At 50.9% G+C, this 16,784-nt stretch carries 16 protein-coding genes; 8 read left to right on the top strand and 8 right to left on the bottom strand.

Annotation, left to right across the window (positions count from 1 at the left end; all coding sequences use genetic code 11):
- The first annotated feature begins 33 nt into the window (after positions 1–33).
- Together EPA93_RS23710 and EPA93_RS23705 are read left to right on the top strand one after the other, a co-directional pair.
- Positions 34–1,284, top strand: coding sequence for an MFS transporter (locus tag EPA93_RS23710; protein WP_165423349.1), 1,251 nt, complete (start codon positions 34–36; stop codon positions 1,282–1,284).
- Between the two features lie 52 nt (positions 1,285–1,336).
- The gene (locus EPA93_RS23705) at positions 1,337–2,554 is read left to right on the top strand and encodes a hypothetical protein (protein ID WP_129889879.1); all 1,218 of its coding nucleotides are present in this window, start codon (positions 1,337–1,339) and stop codon (positions 2,552–2,554) included.
- A gap of 172 nt (positions 2,555–2,726) precedes the next feature.
- On the opposite strand, the gene EPA93_RS23700 is transcribed toward EPA93_RS23705, so the two are convergent.
- The 3 genes from EPA93_RS23700 to EPA93_RS23690 form a co-directional block, all read right to left on the bottom strand.
- On the bottom strand, positions 2,727–3,116 hold the full coding sequence (locus tag EPA93_RS23700) for a hypothetical protein (protein WP_129889878.1): 390 nt from the start codon (positions 3,114–3,116) through the stop codon (positions 2,727–2,729).
- The gene (locus EPA93_RS23695; protein WP_129889877.1) at positions 3,100–3,390 is read right to left on the bottom strand and encodes a hypothetical protein; all 291 of its coding nucleotides are present in this window, start codon (positions 3,388–3,390) and stop codon (positions 3,100–3,102) included. The genes EPA93_RS23700 and EPA93_RS23695 overlap by 17 nt, the downstream gene beginning before the upstream one ends.
- Positions 3,391–3,498: 108 nt before the next feature.
- Positions 3,499–3,732: a hypothetical protein gene (locus EPA93_RS23690; protein WP_129889876.1), complete on the bottom strand. Its 234-nt coding sequence runs from the start codon at positions 3,730–3,732 to the stop codon at positions 3,499–3,501.
- A 173-nt stretch (positions 3,733–3,905) separates the two neighbouring features.
- Here EPA93_RS23690 and EPA93_RS23685 point away from each other — a divergent pair, with 173 nt between their 5' ends.
- Complete coding sequence (locus EPA93_RS23685; RefSeq protein WP_129889875.1) at positions 3,906–5,033, top strand: helix-turn-helix domain-containing protein; 1,128 nt, start codon at positions 3,906–3,908, stop codon at positions 5,031–5,033.
- A 439-nt stretch (positions 5,034–5,472) separates the two neighbouring features.
- On the opposite strand, the gene EPA93_RS23680 is transcribed toward EPA93_RS23685, so the two are convergent.
- On the bottom strand, positions 5,473–5,670 hold the full coding sequence (locus EPA93_RS23680) for a hypothetical protein (protein WP_129889874.1): 198 nt from the start codon (positions 5,668–5,670) through the stop codon (positions 5,473–5,475).
- A 145-nt stretch (positions 5,671–5,815) separates the two neighbouring features.
- Here EPA93_RS23680 and EPA93_RS49195 point away from each other — a divergent pair, with 145 nt between their 5' ends.
- From EPA93_RS49195 to EPA93_RS23665, 3 genes are all read left to right on the top strand, one after another.
- The gene (locus EPA93_RS49195) at positions 5,816–6,085 is read left to right on the top strand and encodes a hypothetical protein (RefSeq protein WP_207229641.1); all 270 of its coding nucleotides are present in this window, start codon (positions 5,816–5,818) and stop codon (positions 6,083–6,085) included.
- Between the two features lie 472 nt (positions 6,086–6,557).
- Complete coding sequence (locus EPA93_RS23670) at positions 6,558–7,757, top strand: acyl-CoA dehydrogenase family protein (protein WP_129889873.1); 1,200 nt, start codon at positions 6,558–6,560, stop codon at positions 7,755–7,757.
- Between the two features lie 330 nt (positions 7,758–8,087).
- Complete coding sequence (locus EPA93_RS23665) at positions 8,088–9,797, top strand: glycerol-3-phosphate dehydrogenase/oxidase (RefSeq protein ID WP_129889872.1); 1,710 nt, start codon at positions 8,088–8,090, stop codon at positions 9,795–9,797.
- Between the two features lie 110 nt (positions 9,798–9,907).
- Here EPA93_RS23665 and EPA93_RS23660 read toward each other — a convergent pair whose 3' ends face one another.
- The 3 genes from EPA93_RS23660 to EPA93_RS23650 form a co-directional block, all read right to left on the bottom strand.
- Entirely contained in the window at positions 9,908–10,783 is an 876-nt protein-coding gene (locus tag EPA93_RS23660) for an MIP/aquaporin family protein (protein WP_129889871.1), read from the bottom strand.
- 148 nt (positions 10,784–10,931) lie between these two features.
- Positions 10,932–12,425: a glycerol kinase GlpK gene (gene glpK, locus EPA93_RS23655; RefSeq protein ID WP_129889870.1), complete on the bottom strand. Its 1,494-nt coding sequence runs from the start codon at positions 12,423–12,425 to the stop codon at positions 10,932–10,934.
- Between the two features lie 162 nt (positions 12,426–12,587).
- On the bottom strand, positions 12,588–13,157 hold the full coding sequence (locus EPA93_RS23650; RefSeq protein WP_129889869.1) for a glycerol-3-phosphate responsive antiterminator: 570 nt from the start codon (positions 13,155–13,157) through the stop codon (positions 12,588–12,590).
- A gap of 493 nt (positions 13,158–13,650) precedes the next feature.
- Here EPA93_RS23650 and EPA93_RS23645 point away from each other — a divergent pair, with 493 nt between their 5' ends.
- Positions 13,651–14,226, top strand: a complete 576-nt coding sequence (locus tag EPA93_RS23645) for a glycerol-3-phosphate responsive antiterminator (RefSeq protein ID WP_129889868.1) — start codon at positions 13,651–13,653, stop codon at positions 14,224–14,226.
- On the opposite strand, the gene EPA93_RS23640 is transcribed toward EPA93_RS23645, so the two are convergent.
- A complete protein-coding gene (locus tag EPA93_RS23640) occupies positions 14,223–14,843 on the bottom strand; it encodes a hypothetical protein (RefSeq protein ID WP_129889867.1) in 621 nt (206 codons plus the stop codon). The two genes, EPA93_RS23645 and EPA93_RS23640, sit on opposite strands and share 4 nt — an antisense overlap.
- Positions 14,844–15,298: 455 nt before the next feature.
- Here EPA93_RS23640 and EPA93_RS23635 point away from each other — a divergent pair, with 455 nt between their 5' ends.
- Complete coding sequence (locus EPA93_RS23635; RefSeq protein WP_129889866.1) at positions 15,299–16,636, top strand: substrate-binding domain-containing protein; 1,338 nt, start codon at positions 15,299–15,301, stop codon at positions 16,634–16,636.
- The last annotated feature ends 148 nt before the right edge of the window (positions 16,637–16,784 follow it).

Genomic DNA, 16,784 nt, shown 5'->3' with positions numbered 1-16,784 from the left:
AATAATTATACCACTTACATGAGGAGCGTGACTATGGCCGGGCCTCGTTTTGCGCGATGGAATAAGAATTTCTTGATGCTCTGGCTCGTCAATGCGGCGGGGAGCCTTTCGGACGGAATGTTTAAGCTAGCCTTACCGATTTTTGCAGCTTCTCTCACGACCTCAGCGGTTCTTGTTGCTGGGGTCAGCTTCGCCTTATCCTTGCCCTGGTTGTTATTCGGTCTGCCAGTTGGAGCGCTGGTAGATCGTCTAGATAGGCGGCAAATCATCTTCTGGGTCTGTCTGATTCGCGTGGGGACATTAGCAATCCTGGCCCTGGCTACCATCATGCGGCTCATCTCCTTACCGCTCATCTATATTTGTGCGCTTATTCTTGGCGTTGCCGAAACCTTTGCCGACTCGGCCGCAATTAGTATGGTTCCTGCAGTCGTCTCCAGGGAAAAGCTGGAGCAAGCCAACGCCAAGTTTATAGGCACCCAGACCATTATGTATGAGTTCCTTGGACCCACCCTTGGCGGCGCCCTGGCCTCGCTAGGGCTGGCGCTGGCTCTGGGGAGTAGTAGCGGGCTCTATCTGCTGGCCCTGCTTGCTATGTTCTGGCTGAAGGGCTCTTTTCGGGCCGAACGCCAGGCGCAGACAAAGCTTGGAACCGATATTATAGAGGGTCTCAGCTTTCTATGGCAGAACAAATTGTTGCGCACATTGACGGGTATCGTTACCGTGATGAATCTGGGTTGGAGTGCCTGGCAAGCTGTACTTGTGCTCTATGCAATTGCTCCGGGACCGTTGGGGCTAACAAAATTTGAATATGGCTTACTGCTCACAGGGATTGGAATTGGAGGCGTTATGGGAACCGTAGTAGCGGGGCCTATCCAGCGCTGGTTGGGGCAGCACTTGACGATTGGGGCCGATATCCTGGGTACCTTTGTGATGGTAGGTGTGCCCGCCTTGACGACGAATGCCTGGCTGGTTGGTATCGCTGCCGTGATCGGGGGCGCAGGCGCGACTATGTGGAGCGTGACCGTCAGATCCCTCATGCAACGCATCGTCCCTGACGCGTTTATGGGTCGTACCAATGGGGCCATCCGCGTGCTGGGATATGGTTCACTTTCTTTGGGCGCGGCCCTGGCCGGGATAATTGCTCAATTCATGGGTATTCGCGCGGTCTTCTGGCTCGCTGCCCTGGCAAATATCTTGCTCTTTATTCCCTTCTTCCTGGTAATAACCAGAGATAATATCGCAGCCGCAGAAAAGTCGGCCCTCGTTCTGGAGAAAGTTGGCTAGGCTGACCTTGAAATATTTTACCGGCAAGAATGCAAAAAGACTGGAGAAAGACATGGATGAACAGTGGTATCAGAACTATGTTCTGCTAGCCTTGCGCCTTGATAAGATTCTCAGGAGTCAAAGCGCGCAACCTTTTGTAGATGCTTACTATGGTCCCTCTGCATGGAAAACGCAAGTGGAGAGCGAGCGAGAGGTCCCTCTTGATAATATCATCAAACTCGCTGCAGATTTAAGAACTTCTCTCTCGTCTCAGCAATATACAGCCGCTCATCAAAGGCACCTGGAAAAGCAGCTTCGGGCTTTAGAAACAGTGGCCCGCAAGCTAAATGGCGAAGATTTCACCTTACAGGAGGAGGTACAAAATTGCTTTGATATTTCTCCTCGTTGGATACCTGAAGCAGAATTTGAACAGGCACATAGCTGGCTTGATGAGATCCTTCCTGGCGCTGGCGATATCTCTACGCGTGCCCTGGCCTGGCGCAAACGCTACGAGTTGCCACAAGAAAAATATTATCTCCTCCCTCAGCTTGTAGAGCTAATGATTGCCGAGGCTCGTGCACGTACCTCGGCCTTTGTAGATCTTCCGCCAGAGGAGAAGATAGAGGTTCGCGTCGTGAGAGGCAAGCCTACGGGAGGAGCTTGCTGGTATCTAGGCAATTATCAATCCCTGATCGAGATAAATGCAGATCTGCCTATTGCTTTGAACACGTTGCTCGATCTGATCTGCCATGAAGGCTATCCAGGCCATCATACCGAAGCTACGCTCAAAGAACTTCACCTCTACAGAAAACAAGGCTATCTTGATCAATCAGTGCTTCCACTCATTAGCCCGCTTTGCCTTATCGCTGAAGGAATTGCTACCCTGGCTAAAGAAGTTATCTTCTCAGCAGAGGAGGCCGAGAAATGGCTAGCTCAACATATCTATCCTCAAGTCGGCCTCACTATTGAGCCGATAGATGCTGAGAAATTTGCTCAGGCCAGCGATATATTGGAAGGTGTGAGGGGAAACGCAGCATTTCTTCTTCGCGAGGGCCGTTCTGAGGCAGAGGTGAGGCAGTATATCCAGAAATATATGCTTGTATCTGAAGATAGGGCAGATAAAGCACTACAGTTTTTAAAAGTTCCTTTTCTTGACGCCTATGTCTTTACTTACTTCTATGGCAAAAAATTGATGAGGCCCTGGCTAGAAGGCCCTGATAAGCTAAAGGTTTTCAGGCGTTTTCTTAGCGAGCAGATTGTGCCCTCGGACCTCGTAGCCCTTTCTTCATGATAGGCAGCATATATATCTTTCCCGCAAGCTCAGGCTAGCAATGCCTAAAAAATGATCGGTTCGCAGGCTCAGAAAGCTTTTTATTCTGGGCCTTTTGTTCAGTCGTTATCCGTCAAACATTGATGAGGTGCAAGTGTTATGAAGCCACTTCCTAACAGAAAAGAAGCACCTCTTACCCCTGCTCTGGAGCCATCGTTAAAAATGAGCGTTGTCGCCACAGCAAATCTTCCCCATAGAGCAAGCGATCAGTAGGGCCTTGCAGAAATAGCACTTGAGGCATAATACACGATTTCAGAAGCAATACTGCATGTGCATCCTGCATTTTTGAGAGAAGGTGGGGCACCTCATCTTGAGGGACAATGCGCCCGGAACCCTGAATGTGGACACGCCAATGGGTCCCACCCCACGTTTCATACATGATCCATGCTTGCTCTGGGTCTTCGATGAGCGCAAGCACATGCTGATGAATCGCCTGTCGATCTACCACAAGGGAAATGGTTTCCGTCTGTTGGTGCTGGGAGGACCCGACTATCTTTTTTCTATGTTTAAATGTGCCGCTCATGTTTTCCCCTTATCCTCTCTCGTAGAAGCTCATAGGTCGGAAGCGTGCCGAGATATGCATATCCCGTGAGGAACTCGACAGCGATGCATACTTGCCTGGCATTAGCCGCAGTAACCGGCAAGTCAGACCACATTCGCCACACGATGATGACTCTCACACCTGAGAGCCGCGCCACAGCAACCCAGGTCAGGCGATGTCGCTCCATATAGGCGCGAAAGGTATCGTATAACGGCAGCGGGAGCGTCTCTTGTTGGCTGATATCAATCTTCATCATCCCTATCCCTCCCTAATCATGCAAGCATAGGCACATCATCATGTTGACACACTTCTGTTCCTCCCTTCTCACCTCATTTCCCTCCTGCACAGAAGCATCACAGCCCATTCAAGGAGGGAGATCTTGAGAAGAGTATGCGCGCACGATGAGTTGCACTGCGGCATCAGGGCCAACCTGCTCTATGATCTGCTCATGTAATGCTTGCAGGTTCTCTAGCCGCTGATTAATAAATTCATGTCGCGCGACTCCATACGCCAGTCCCGTCAATGCCCTCTGAGTCGCCTGATATTCCTGATCTATGCGCTCTAAAAGCTGTGCCACTTCGCTGATATTTTCGTTCATTTTTCCTCTCCCACATTGAAAGAGCATAGAGTAGTTGGTTGCTAATCTTTGTTTGACAAACTATAATATGCACGAGACATCTACAAATATTGTGAGGTATAAAGCGCATTTGTGTAAAGGACATACTATAGGCTCTTGAGTAACAGAAGAAAAATAACTGAAAGGGACATATAATGGTACAGGAACCTCGTCAACCGACATCACCATTAGCGAGAGCTCTGAGAGAGTATAGAGAAAGATTTAAGGTAACACAAACGCAGTTGGCGAGTGACTTAAACGTTGACGTAAAAACTATAGGACGCTGGGAAAGGGAGGAGACCACGTTAAGTGACGTACGTGAACTAAGCCGGCTTGCCAGCATGCTCGGTATCGAGCCGGAACAGTTAGGGGTTGTATCCTCGATCTACGTACCACTTACCTATGAGCAGGTGGACGAGACAATAGACCATATATGGAATCTTGCAAGGCAGTCGCGTTACTTTGAAGCTAGCCCTTTGGTTGAGAGATTTTTACAGGGTCTCATACCTCAAATAAAAACCGACGATCATGCTATGCTCAATCGCCTTGCTCGCGGCTACCACATCGCTGGCCATGTTACCTCTATTCTGTGTCGGACAAGTGAAACAGATATTGCCCTTCGACATTATTATGAGATGGAACAAGTTGCCCGCACTATTCAAGATGATACCCTGCTTAATCTTGCCTTGACTTACGAGGGTGACATGTACCGTCGTAAAGGAGACTTATCTAACGCAATTAAGTATCTCCAAGCTGCATGCGATACAACCCCGCATGCAAACAACGCCGCGCGTGGGAACGCAATACAGTTACTTGGACGTGCATATGTACAGGCTGGGAATAAAAGTGGATTTGAACGAGCTATGGCAGAGGCAGAAGATCTTACTTACCAGATCAGTGCAGAAGAAACCGCTAGTATAGTACATGGCCTGTATAATCTCGGAACCGTGTACGAAGATTATAATAGATCTTACACCATCTTGGGAGAGACACAAAAAGCGTTAGAATACCTTGAGAAGGCGGAAAAGGCACTCCGCCCAATAACGATCCATTGGCAAACGTTGCTTGCTACAGCCAGAGCAGCTACCCTAGTACAGGCAGGGGATATCACTGCAGGCGTGGATGTTGCTATAGAAGCGACACATCTTTGTCTCTCTACCGGAAATTATCGCTTGTTAGAACGCATCTATGCAATACAAAGCACAATAGAAAGTTTAACAAGAACAATGGACCAGGCGAATTCAAGGCTGAGAGAAGCCCTAAGTGGTCCTGTAGAGTATTAATAGCAAGCAAATGGTAAAAGGCATGAAATCTGTTTTCCTGCCCTTTTTCTAAAAAACACAAAAGTAAGGGATTTATCATTTAGTACATCTTCCAAAGAAGTAGCAGCTTATTGCTATTCATTTCTGGCAAGAGATTATGCAACATTTGGAGATGAAAAGAGGTTCATTCAGGCAATTAATACAGCCATCGCGTTAGCAGACAATATGCAAGGCGTACCAGTAGTAACTAAAGATTATGTTTTTTATGCATATAGCGCTTTACTAGAGGAAAAGGTAAATGGTTTGATATCATTAAAAGACTATGAATCGTTGAGAATACATAATAAGGTAATGAGGCATCTAGATCAACTAGACGCGTTAGGCTATGCAAATTTGCCAGCAGTCAAAAATTTTAGAAGCATGTACTATGAAACAAACAGCAAGACTGTTGTAGAATAATTCATTGATCTTTTACATCCTTTGCTCTCAATGTTTTAATTTCTTCAATAGAAATTTTATCTTTATGATATGTATAAAGATACTTCTGTAACTCTTCATCTGATATCTCCTCTGGTATTAACGGCAGTGCATTTTCATCAGACCAGATAAACCTATCTGCTAATATACGCCAACTAGTCTGATTATGTTGTTCATTCATTACAAACCTCTCTTTCTAAATCACTAGAAAACATGCTCTAATAAATACCTATTTTACCATAGAGTTAACACTAAAAACTAGCTTCGATACTAACAAATCTTTTAAGGAACGCTACGCGCCTTTAAAGGCTAGCGCCCGCCCTAACGTGACGTTACGCGTTTTGCATGCTCTCCCGCCGGCTCATCAGGCTAGCTTGCTGGGGAAGAGCTTCTTCCCTAACCTCATCTCGGGACCGTTCATGGTTGGCCTGCATGTGGTATTCTATCTGGCAATGGCTATGTGCGTAGTTGCGGCCATCGCTTCGCTCTTACGCGGCCAGCGCTACATTTATGGACAGCAGGGAACGTTAGAGCCGGTGGAGGAAGATACGGCCAGGGGCGACGGCATAACCTCGCCATCCCGCAAAGCCGAGTAAGGGCCGGGCCGATTTGCTCGCCATGTTTGAGCTATGCGCCAGAGCAAAGTTTGCCTGCCATCCTGAGCCGAGTCTGCACAGCGGCCCAAGCTGAAGAATGTAACTGACGTTACTGGACAAATAGATAAGCTATGAAGCATACTAATAGAGGAGTAGTGCTTGCCTGCCTGGAGAGTGCCCGCAGCTCTTAGCCCGGACGCCAGGCGTGCATAATACATAAATACTCGCTTGCATGAGTGCTCCGGCACCTGTCCGGAGCACTGCTATATAAGATTGATTTGACAAATCCCGTCAGTTGAAGCTTAAGGCTTTGTCGACGTGGAGTACGCAAGACAAATGTAAGAGCTTAAGCTTCGTATCGGAGGCCGCGTCCTGCCTCTCTTGGAGATCAGTCGCTCTGGCTGGCCTCCCTGGCGTAAAGATAGGAAATCTCTCCTCTGGATACGAGCGAAGGTCAGACAAGGAGCAATCAGTGAGCTTTCTCGCATACCCTGTAACTGAGACCCAGAAGAAACTTCTCGCCATGGCTGGGGAACTGGCCGATATTTTTGCCGGGAGAGCGGCGAAGAATGACTGGGAAGGTCGTTTCCCGCTCGAAAATTACGAAGATCTCCGCCAGGCCGGTTATCTTAAGCTGACAGTGCCGAAAGAATTTGGCGGCTGGGGAGCCTCGTTGCTCGATGTCGCGCTTACCCAGCAGCGTCTGGCGCAGGGCTGCGCTTCGACGGCCCTGGCCGTGAGCATGCACCTTGTCGCGATTGCACGCCTGGTGCAGAGCGTAAATGGGCCAAATGAGCTCTTTACGCGCATTTGTCATGCCGTGGTGCAGGATGGCGCGATGTTTAATACCATCGCCAGTGAGCCAGCGACCGGAAGCCCGAGCCGTGGTGGACGCCCCGCAACGACAGCACGCCGTCAGCCCGATGGCTCGTGGCGTATTAGCGGCATGAAAACCTATACTACGGGCAGCTATGCCCTGGGCTATTATCTTGTTGCCTGCAGTATAGAGGATGAAGCAGGCGACGCCGGGCTTAAGCCTTTGCGGGCCGAGAGAGGAACCTTTCTGGTCCCGGCCTCTGCCCAGGGTGTGCGCATAGAGGATACCTGGCGCTCGTTGGGAATGCGCGGCAGTGGGAGCAATACCATCCATCTAGAAGATGTGCATATCGACGCGCTTTCCTATGTAGATGAGCAGATCCCGGCCAGCCCATTGGCCCAGGAACGTATGCAGGCCTGGACGTATCCTACCGTTGCTGTCTACCTGGGGATTGCGCAGGCGGCTCGTGACGCAGCTGTAAGCTTTGCGCAAAAGAGGCGCCCCAATTCGCTCAATCAGTCGATTGCTAGCGTGCCCCACATTCAGGAAAAGGTAGCGAAGATGGATCTGGCCTTGCTGCAGAGCAAAGCTGTCTTCTTTGGGCTTGCCGAACAATTTGATAACGATCCTGCGAGCACGCGCCCCAGCCAGTTTGCTGCCTCTAAATATCTTGTCACTAACCATGCCGTCGAGATCGTCGATCTTGCCATGCGCCTGGTAGGCGGGGCCAGCCTCTCCCTGGATCTGCCCTTACAGCGCTACTATCGTGATGTGCGTGCCGGCCTCCATCACCCACCCATGGATGATACAACCCTCTCGCTTCTGGCCCGCGATGCGCTAGAGATCCAGGATTGAGGTCCTGCCCTTTCCCAGCCCAGTGCAGAGCTGGAAGAGCAGGGCAGCGCATGAGCCTTGAAAAGCCAGCTGATTGCAGGTATAATTAATAATAATGAAACATAGCAATGCAGTACCTTGCATTCCTGTCACTGAGAATTGACAGGCCAACAGGATCTTGACTAAAAAACTGAAGATATACTAGGACAGTGAATTGAGAAGTCCTAAGTCTCCTGGCGAGGCTTAGGATTTTTTTATTGGTCCTGGCGAGCTGGCTCCAGTTGAGTTGATCCTGAAGGCGCTGCCCGATGTTTGTATGTCGCTGATATCGATGAAGATAGGAGAGAGAGAATGACCGAATCCGCCTTTGCTCATCTCGGTGAACAACGCTTTGATGTGGCAATTATCGGTGGTGGCATTATCGGGGCGGGCATTGCCCGTGATGCAGCCCTACGGGGCTTAAAGGTAGCCCTCTTTGAGAAAGATGATTTTGCCTCGGGCACTTCATCTGCTTCGACGCGCCTGGCCCATGGCGGTTTGCGCTATCTAGAGCTCTTTGATTTTGGCCTGGTACGCCAGGATCTCGGCGAGCGCGAGATCCTGTTGCGCATTGCACCTCATCTGGTCAAACCTCTACCGTTTGTTGTGCCGCTGTGGTCGCGCAGCCTGTTTTATAGACTGAAGCTGAAGATCGGCATGGTCCTCTATGATGTGCTCTCTTATGATAAAAGCTTGCCCAACCATCGCTTTTGGAGCCGCGAGGAAACGCTGAGGCAAGAGCCAATGCTCAACCCCGAAGGCCTGCAAGGGGCGATGTGTTATTACGATGCCCAGGTGCCCTCAACCGAGCGGCTGGTGCTGGAGAACATCATAGACGCCCGCGAGCATGGGGCGGAGATCTGGAATCATACGGCTGTGCTGAGTCTGCTAGAAGAGGGCCAGCTTGTCAATGGCCTGAAGGTAAGGCACGAGCCCAGCGGCGAGACAGCTGATGTTCACGCCCGCCTGGTCATTAATGCAGCCGGGCCCTGGCTGGATAGCCTGACCACAAGGTTGCTGCATGAACCGAGTCGGCGTGTGCGGATGACAAAAGGAATTCATTTTACCTCGCCTCCTGCCTCTAACAATGCTCTTGTCCTGTTTTCTAATCAAGATAACAGACTGTTCTTCGTAATCCCTTGGCAAGGGTATGCCTGGGTGGGCACAACCGATACTGATTATAAAGATTTGCCGGAACTGGTAAGGGCTGATGGGGCTGATGTACGCTACTTGCGCGAATCCGTCGAGGGCTTCTTACCCGAGGCCGATTGGAACACCATCTACTACACAACTGCCGGGCTGCGCGCCCTGGTGCGTAAAGAGGGCGTGAGCGAGTCGGCGGTCTCGCGCAAGCATGCCCTGGTAGACTATGCTCGCGTAGAGGGGCGCGAAGGTATCATTGCCGTCGTCGGTGGCAAACTTACGGCCTATCGTGGCATTGCTCAGGAAGTAGTAGATATGGCCTGTAAAAAGCTTGGCCGCAGCGAGAAATCGCGTACTGCGCATGAGCCCTTACCGGGCGGACGACTGCCCAGGAGCGGGAAAAAGCCGCGCCTTGATCTGCTGTATTTTCGTAAGCAATTGATGCAGGAGAATACAGGCCTCGGTCTCTCAGCCGAACAGCTCGATCACTTGCTCGAACTGTATGGTGTAATGACCCTCAAACTACTTGCGCTGGTGCGTAAGCAGCCCGCGTTGGCTACCCCTATTCATCTCGACTATCCCGATATTCTGGCCCAGATCCATTATGCCATCGAGCAGGAATATTGTCTCACCGCCGCTGATTTTAACTTCCGCCGCACCGTGCTTGGCTTTACAAAGGACCAGGGAGCCGCAGCATTGGAGGCCGTAATTGACGAGATGGGCAAGATCTTGAACTGGTCGGAGGAGATGCGCGCCGAACAGCGAGAGCTCTATCAGCGTACAGTGGCCAGGAGTCAGGCTTTTCGCGTCGAACTGAACTGTGTGCAAGCCGAGCCTGCACCTGCAAAAGATGTCACGGAGCCTTCTATACTCAATTAGCGTGGCCTTGGGAGCAGAGAAGGCTTCTCTGCTCCCCTCTTGTGCACAATAAAAGAGGCGAGATGCCAGAAGATGCTCTGCCATCCCGCCTATTGTGGGCGCCCCGCTGATTAGCTTTCAACAACCTCCTCACGCTCGCGAACCGCTTCGCCCTGTGTCTCTGTATTGCCAGATTGTCCCAGCCCTTTCGCTGCGAGAACCTTGCTAATCGTGAAATCGTAGATAAAGGCACCTACTGCTCCGCCGGCCAGTGGCGCAACGATAGGAATCCAGGTGTATTCGTTTAGGGCGCCCAGGCCGCCACCAGCGATTGTCATCCACAGGCGTGGCCCAAAGTCACGCGCCGGGTTGATAGCATATCCGCTATTCAGGCCGAAAGAGGCCCCAATGGCCACGATCAAGAAGCCGATAATCATTGGATTCAGGTTGGCCTGTACTGGCTGGTTGCGTCCATCGGTAATAGCCAGGATCAGTCCGACAAGCAGCGCTGTGCCAATGAACTCATCTCCGAAGGCGCCAAATACACCGACGAAATCCTTCCTGCTTGTATAGAACACTCCCCCAACCTTACTCACGTTCTCGGCCGAAAGGGCAGCTCCCCCAAGCGCGTTATCGATAGCCCCCTTGTACACAAAGTACAGAACGGCTGCAGCCACCAGAGCCCCCAGCACCTGAGCGATGATATAGGGAGCAACCTTGCTCCACGGCATGCGTTTAGTCACCGCCATGGCAAAGGTTACCGCCGGGTTAAGGTGGGCCCCGCTGATCGCTCCAGCCACATAAATACCCAGCATGACCGCAAAGCCCCAACCAAAGATAATAACCACCCAGTTGTTGGCAAAGGTGCCAAATTTGTTGAAGAGGGCAAAACTTGCTACACAACCGTCGCCAAAGAGGATGAGCACCAACGTGCCGAAGAACTCGGCTAGCGATTCGCCCCAGGTACCAGATAGGGCAGAAGGCTTGCTAATTGATTGACTTGCCATAAGATAAGGACTCCATTCTACAATGATGGGGTGAGATAGCAAAAGCCGTTGCTACCTCTCTGTCACAATCTACCCTAAAAACCGCATCCTTTTTGGCCAGAAGGAGGTGAGGAAAGGATCACCTCCAGGTGGAAAGGGTGCGAAGAGACTATGCTTGCTCCCAGTTTAGCGAGCGTTGGACAGCGCGTTTCCAGCCGGAATATAGGGCCTCGCGTTGATCCGCGCTCATCCTTGGCTCGAAGGTGTGGTCGACTGCCCAGTGGTCTGAGACTTCCTGCGGGCTGCTCCAGAAACCTGTGGCCAGGCCGGCCAGGTAAGCCGCGCCAAGAGCTGTGGTTTCTGCGACCTGGGGACGCTGTACAGGTACGCCAAGAATATCGGCCTGGAATTGCATCAGTAGATTATTGACAACGGCACCACCGTCAACGCGCAAAGCTTTGAGATGGACGTTGCTATCGGCAGTCATGGCTTCGAGGACATCGCGCGTTTGATAGCACATGGATTCCAGGGTGGCGCGGGCTACGTGAGCGATGCTGGTGCCGCGCGTAAGGCCGATAATTGTGCCGCGAGCATAGGGGTCCCAGTAGGGTGCGCCAAGGCCCACGAAGGCAGGGACCAGGTAGACGCCGCCGTTATCATCTACTGTACGGGCCAGAGCTTCTACCTCGGCACTGCTATGGATTGCCTTGAGCCCATCGCGGAGCCACTGTACAGCCGCGCCGGTCACAAAGATACTGCCTTCCAGGGCATAGGTGATCTTGTCGCCAAGACCCCAGGCCAGCGTTGTGAGCAGACCATTTTGCGAAGGTACGCCTTTGTCGCCGGTGTTCATCAGCATGAAGCTGCCTGTGCCATACGTATTCTTGGCCATACCTACTTCAAAGCAAGCCTGGCCGAAGGTTGCCGCCTGCTGATCGCCGGCAATACCAGCGATTTTGATCGGGCCGCCGAAGAATTCCGCGTCGGCCTCGCCGTAGATTGCGCTGGATGGCATAACTTTGGGGAGCATGGCGCGTGGAATGCCCAGCTCTTGCAGGATAACGTCGTCCCAGGTGTGCTCATAGATGTTGTAGAGGAGCGTGCGAGAGGCATTGGAATAATCGGTAACGTGTACGCGACCTTTGGTCAGGCGCCAGATCAGGAAGGTGTCTACATTGCCGAAGAGCACCTCGCCGCGTTCGGCTTTCTCGCGAACTCCCGGAACGTTATCGAGAATCCATTTAACTTTTGTACCAGAAAAATAAGCGTCTGTAACCAGTCCTGTGCGTTCACGAATTTCCTTGTCAAAGCCTTTCGCCTTCAATTCGTCGCAGATAGGCGCTGTGAGTCGGCTTTGCCAGACGATAGCGTTAAAGACCGGTTTGCCGGTAGCCTTCTCCCAGACAATAGCTGTCTCGCGCTGATTGGTGATGCCCAGGGCCGCAATGTCAGCGGCTGTAGCCGCAGCTTTTTTTAGGGCTTGTTGGGCAACGCTGAGCTGGCTTGACCAGATCGCCTCCGGATCATGCTCGACCAGGCCCGGAGCAGGATAGATCTGGGGAAATTCCTGCTGCGCGATGCTCACGATAGTGCCTGCATGGTCAAAGAGGATGGCGCGCGAGCTTGTGGTGCCCTGGTCCAGGGCTAAGACGTACCTTGCCATAGGTGATACTCTCTTCCTTTGCTTAGAGTGACAAAACAACTGTGTATATCATCAATGCAAGCAGCTATGCTTACAGAGTAACCTCAACAGCGATGATCTCTGCTCGTACGAGTGCTAAATTATTTCTGGAAATATCGAGCTTGCTTGCTATTGAAGCATTTATTAAGACCATAAATCGGGAGAACTCACAGCAACTCCTTCGGCTCCAGCTAGTAGTGTTGCCTCAATCTGTTGGGCTGTATAGAGCAATCCCGATGCAATAAAGGGCAGCGGGGAGCGCATTACCAGATGAGGGAGCACTAAGGCAGGAGAGATATCAAGGAGATCGACATCACACGTATTGACCGACTCCAGAGACATTTCTAGTCCCGTTGAGTCAACGGCGAAAATACGCTGGATAGTCTTTAATCCGCATTGCTTGCCCAGCGCCAGCACGCGGGCATGGTTAGAGACTATCCCGTGAATGTGAAAGTGATCGGCGAGGTAGGTAAGACCCGCTTCGTCAGGATGGATACCATCTATCTGGTCAACATTGACATAGGTGGTAATCTCTCGCTGCTGAGCGCGCTGCAAAAAGGTAGTGAGCTCAAACAGATTGCAGTGGCGTAATAGCAGCGTCCTGATGTGTGGAGTTTCGAAAACACGCGCAAAGTGCAAGCGATTTTCTACGATTGGTATGATTTTGTATTGTAATGAGGAATTAAGCTTTGCTTTGCTGGTTTGAGTACGCATGCCGCACCTCTCGCCGGACAGTAAAAAACAAACACTAAGCCTACCAGGTGTGTTGGCTCAGGACTTTTCATCTCACTGTCCTGCGCACAATGCGGTTGCTTGAACATCTCATGCAACTAACAAATGTAACGCCCTTATATGTCTGTCATCTCTAAAGACATACACGCGAACTGGTATTGTATTGTAAATCTAATTGTACAATACCACATCGGTACGTTATAATATACTCTATACCTTCCTGTTTGTCAAGCGTTGATGATATTCGTAAAATGAATATATGGTGTACTCTATACGATATTTGTAGTTACAGTGGAGATAGATACTTAAGATTCTCAAGATGAGATAGAATGCTTGAGGTTGTACCCTGGCCAGCGAACAAGCCCTGAAAATTATAATGGTCGCTTGTGGTAACCTTGTCCATTGTGAAGTGATATCCAGGTATTGGAGGAGTGGGCAGGCCGATGAAGATGGGGACCCATGGTAGGAAAGCTCTATGACAAAACAAGAATTTTTGCGCTTAGTTCGCCTCTATCCGGTTGCGGCTGCTATTAAGTCTAACGAGGATATGCAGATAGCCCTCGATTCGGATGTAAGGCTGCTCTTTTTGCTCAAGGGCAACGCTTTCCAGTTTGCCCCTATCGTGGCCCGTGCCCATCAGAGTGGTAAAGGTGTGGTGGCTCATGTGGATCTTGTGGGAGGGATTGGCAAAGACCGCGTGGGAATTCAGCATCTCCATCAGATGGGGGTTGATGCGATTATTACCAGTAAATCTCAATTGATCGCGGCGGGGCGCGCTGAAGGCTTGATCACTATTCAGCGTCTCCTCTTATTAGAGGATTCGGCCCTGGAGAAGGGGGCCCGTACAATTGCGCATGCCGGGCCCGATCTGGTAGAGGTGCTTCCCGGTATCATTTTTCCTGAAGTGGCTCCCATGCTCTTCAAATTGTTGCCGGGCCCCTTCATCGCAGGCGGGTTTATCCGTACCTCTACCGATGTGGAAAAAATGCTGGCCGCCGGCGCTATCCTGAGTAGTAGTAGCACGCGCGAGCTCTGGCAGCGCTCAGTTTAATAATAGTCTTGTCTGTGGTGATGGTGATGCTCTTCTCGGCGCTCCTCTTCGTTAAGCTCGCGACGTAGCTCCTGTTCCTCCCGGCGCACCTGGTTGAGTTCCTGCTGCAGATTTTGGTCCTGATAACCCTGGTTGGGATAACCTTGATTGGGGTAGCCCTGATTGGGATAGCCCTGGTTGGGATAGTTTTGATCATAGCCATATTGTGGCTGACCGCCATACATAGTATTTTGATGATGGGTGAGCATGTGCTTGGCAACCAGGCCAGCCAACCCTAAAATGCCTCCCATTAAGAATGGATGGCTTAAGATACGCTGCAATAAGCTGGGCTGCTCTCGACCCATACGTAAAAAGCCCTGAGCCATTGACCAAGGATTATTCGGGTCCATGTAGTATTGAGGCGGAACTTGCTGGGCAAGGAATGTGCGTTGCTCGTAGGGCATCTGCGCAAAGTGTTGCTGATAGATCTGCTGCTGCATATCTTCGGGTGCGCTCTGCATGAATTGTTGCATGTATCCCCAGGCCTGATTGTGGTCCAAGCCGTAGTAGTTACCGCTATCATAAGCCTGTGCATATTGTTGATACATCTGCTGATTATTCTGATCAAATGGCCACATATATATACCCCTTTGCTTGCTTCTCTTTTCGGACGCGTCTATCTTGCTCAAGGTGCAGTTAGAAAACTACGAGATACTTCGCTTCGGTTAAGAGTTCGCTAAAACTGCTGTATGATTTGCTATAGATCTGCATATATCTAAGCAATAAAGCAGGAACTCTCTGCTAAAGGTAGCATAAGTCTTATGTAATTGTCAAAGGTACACGAGGACATGTATGAGCACAAAGCACCTTATTCGCGGCAAAAATTCTACTAAATACTTCATTGTCTCTGACCTCAATACGAAAAGTAGAAGAGAAGATAGCTTGATCGGGGGGCACTTTTACGTGAAGCGCGGAAAAGCTTGAAATGTATATTGACAAGGGCTACTTATCTAAGTTAAGATGCGCTTGAATAAAACAAGTTTAACTTGAGGAAGTTTTCCACATATTATCATAGCGAGGGAGCAACACACGAATGCCTGTGAAGTGGACTCTGAAAAAATGGCTGGCTGTAGAGCATAATATCTATCGTCCCTCTCAATTGCAGGTAGTGCTTGCGCAGAAAGCCGGGGTACAGCTTTCTCTACAGGCTATTTCTTCTTTGCTCAATAGCACGCCAAGCGCTATTCGCCTACAGACTATTCAGGCCCTGTGCAATGCGCTGCATTGTTCGCTTAGCGATTTCTGCGAAGTTGTGCCAGATGATGCCACTGAAGAACGAGCCCGGCGCGTCGCTGAAGAGCCAGTTCAGTATCGAGAACAAACAGCCACTCTATCACCAACTGTTAGCCATGGGATAGAGCAGAAGCTGGAGATTGAGCCAGAAGTCAGAGAAATAATTATGCGCATCCTCAGAGAGCAAGGACTTATTCCGCGCGAGCCACCAGCTTTCACCTCATCGGCAAGCGTCGCCGAGCGCAAAATGATTGGTATGTTGATCCCTTCATGGCTGTGGTCGGTTACTCCTGATCTGACGCGGGGCGCCGTCGAGTGCCTGGCACAAACAAATTATGACCTGGTGCTCTACAGCCTTGATTGGGGCGAGCTTGAGAGTGGACGCCGCGAAGTAATCGACAATCTATTGACAACGCAGCTTACGGTAGGGCTGCTGGCTGCCTTTCCCGGTCAGGCCTCGCACCACCTGACGCATCTGCACAATGATGGGTTTCCTGTGGTGATTATCGATGATCAGAACGAACAGGCTACGCTCTGGGTGGGGGCTGATAATACGGCGGGAGCCTATATGGCCGTGCGCCATTTGATCCAGCTTGGTCATCGACGTATTGCGCATATTAAGGGGCCCTCTGCCTATCTCGTCTCTCGTGAGCGCTATCTAGGCTATTGCCAGGCCTTGCTAGAGGCTGGCATTGCTCCCGATTTGTCGCTTGTGCTGGATGGAGATTTTAGCCCACAAGGCGGTAAAACTTGTGCTCACACGCTGCTGGAGTTGCCGGCAGAGAAGCGGCCCACGGCAATCTTTGCTTCCAGCGATCAAATGGCCTATGGCGTGCTCAGCGCGGCCGAGGCGCAAGGACTGCGCGTACCACAGGATATTGCTGTGGTGGGTTTTGATGACGATCCACCCTCTATCCATATGCGCCCCGCGCTTACCACTGTGGCCCAACCCTACTTTGAGCTGGGGCAGCAGGGCATGCGCTTATTGCTCTCGGTGATTGAAGGGAAAGGAGCTGGAGAAAGCGAGCCAATCAGCCCTGCGCGCATGCTGCTTCATACGCGCCTGGTTGTGCGCGAAACGTGTGGTGCTGCTTATAAGAATAAGCTGTCCTTATCTTCCGATGCGCCCGCTGTTTAAACACCTGGGAATTATTAGCTACTTTTGCGTCTGCTCTCGGGAAATCAAGCCCATAGGCTATGCTTGCCGGCACTTTCATCTCCAGACGGCAGTATAGCTCTTTAGTGGTGCAACGTGAGGAAAAGAAATATAATAGTGGTAAACATAT

This window comes from Ktedonosporobacter rubrisoli (assembly GCF_004208415.1).
GTDB classification, from domain to species: Bacteria; Chloroflexota; Ktedonobacteria; order Ktedonobacterales; family Ktedonobacteraceae; genus Ktedonosporobacter; species Ktedonosporobacter rubrisoli.
The sequence above is the reverse complement of the archived record's forward strand: the minus strand, read 5'-3'. Positions and strand labels throughout refer to the sequence as shown.

Coding starts and splice junctions, on each gene's coding strand:
- EPA93_RS23645 (WP_129889868.1), top strand. CDS start 13,651: ATGACAAAACAAGAATTTTTGCGCTTAGTTCGCCTCTATCCGGTTGCG.
- EPA93_RS23705 (WP_129889879.1), top strand. CDS start 1,337: ATGGATGAACAGTGGTATCAGAACTATGTTCTGCTAGCCTTGCGCCTT.
- EPA93_RS23710 (WP_165423349.1), top strand. CDS start 34: ATGGCCGGGCCTCGTTTTGCGCGATGGAATAAGAATTTCTTGATGCTC.
- EPA93_RS23685 (WP_129889875.1), top strand. CDS start 3,906: ATGGTACAGGAACCTCGTCAACCGACATCACCATTAGCGAGAGCTCTG.
- EPA93_RS23680 (WP_129889874.1), bottom strand. CDS start 5,670: ATGAATGAACAACATAATCAGACTAGTTGGCGTATATTAGCAGATAGG.
- EPA93_RS23665 (WP_129889872.1), top strand. CDS start 8,088: ATGACCGAATCCGCCTTTGCTCATCTCGGTGAACAACGCTTTGATGTG.
- EPA93_RS23690 (WP_129889876.1), bottom strand. CDS start 3,732: ATGAACGAAAATATCAGCGAAGTGGCACAGCTTTTAGAGCGCATAGAT.
- EPA93_RS23660 (WP_129889871.1), bottom strand. CDS start 10,783: ATGGCAAGTCAATCAATTAGCAAGCCTTCTGCCCTATCTGGTACCTGG.
- EPA93_RS23635 (WP_129889866.1), top strand. CDS start 15,299: ATGCCTGTGAAGTGGACTCTGAAAAAATGGCTGGCTGTAGAGCATAAT.
- EPA93_RS23640 (WP_129889867.1), bottom strand. CDS start 14,843: ATGTGGCCATTTGATCAGAATAATCAGCAGATGTATCAACAATATGCA.
- EPA93_RS23695 (WP_129889877.1), bottom strand. CDS start 3,390: ATGATGAAGATTGATATCAGCCAACAAGAGACGCTCCCGCTGCCGTTA.
- EPA93_RS23700 (WP_129889878.1), bottom strand. CDS start 3,116: ATGAGCGGCACATTTAAACATAGAAAAAAGATAGTCGGGTCCTCCCAG.
- glpK (WP_129889870.1), bottom strand. CDS start 12,425: ATGGCAAGGTACGTCTTAGCCCTGGACCAGGGCACCACAAGCTCGCGC.
- EPA93_RS23650 (WP_129889869.1), bottom strand. CDS start 13,157: ATGCGTACTCAAACCAGCAAAGCAAAGCTTAATTCCTCATTACAATAC.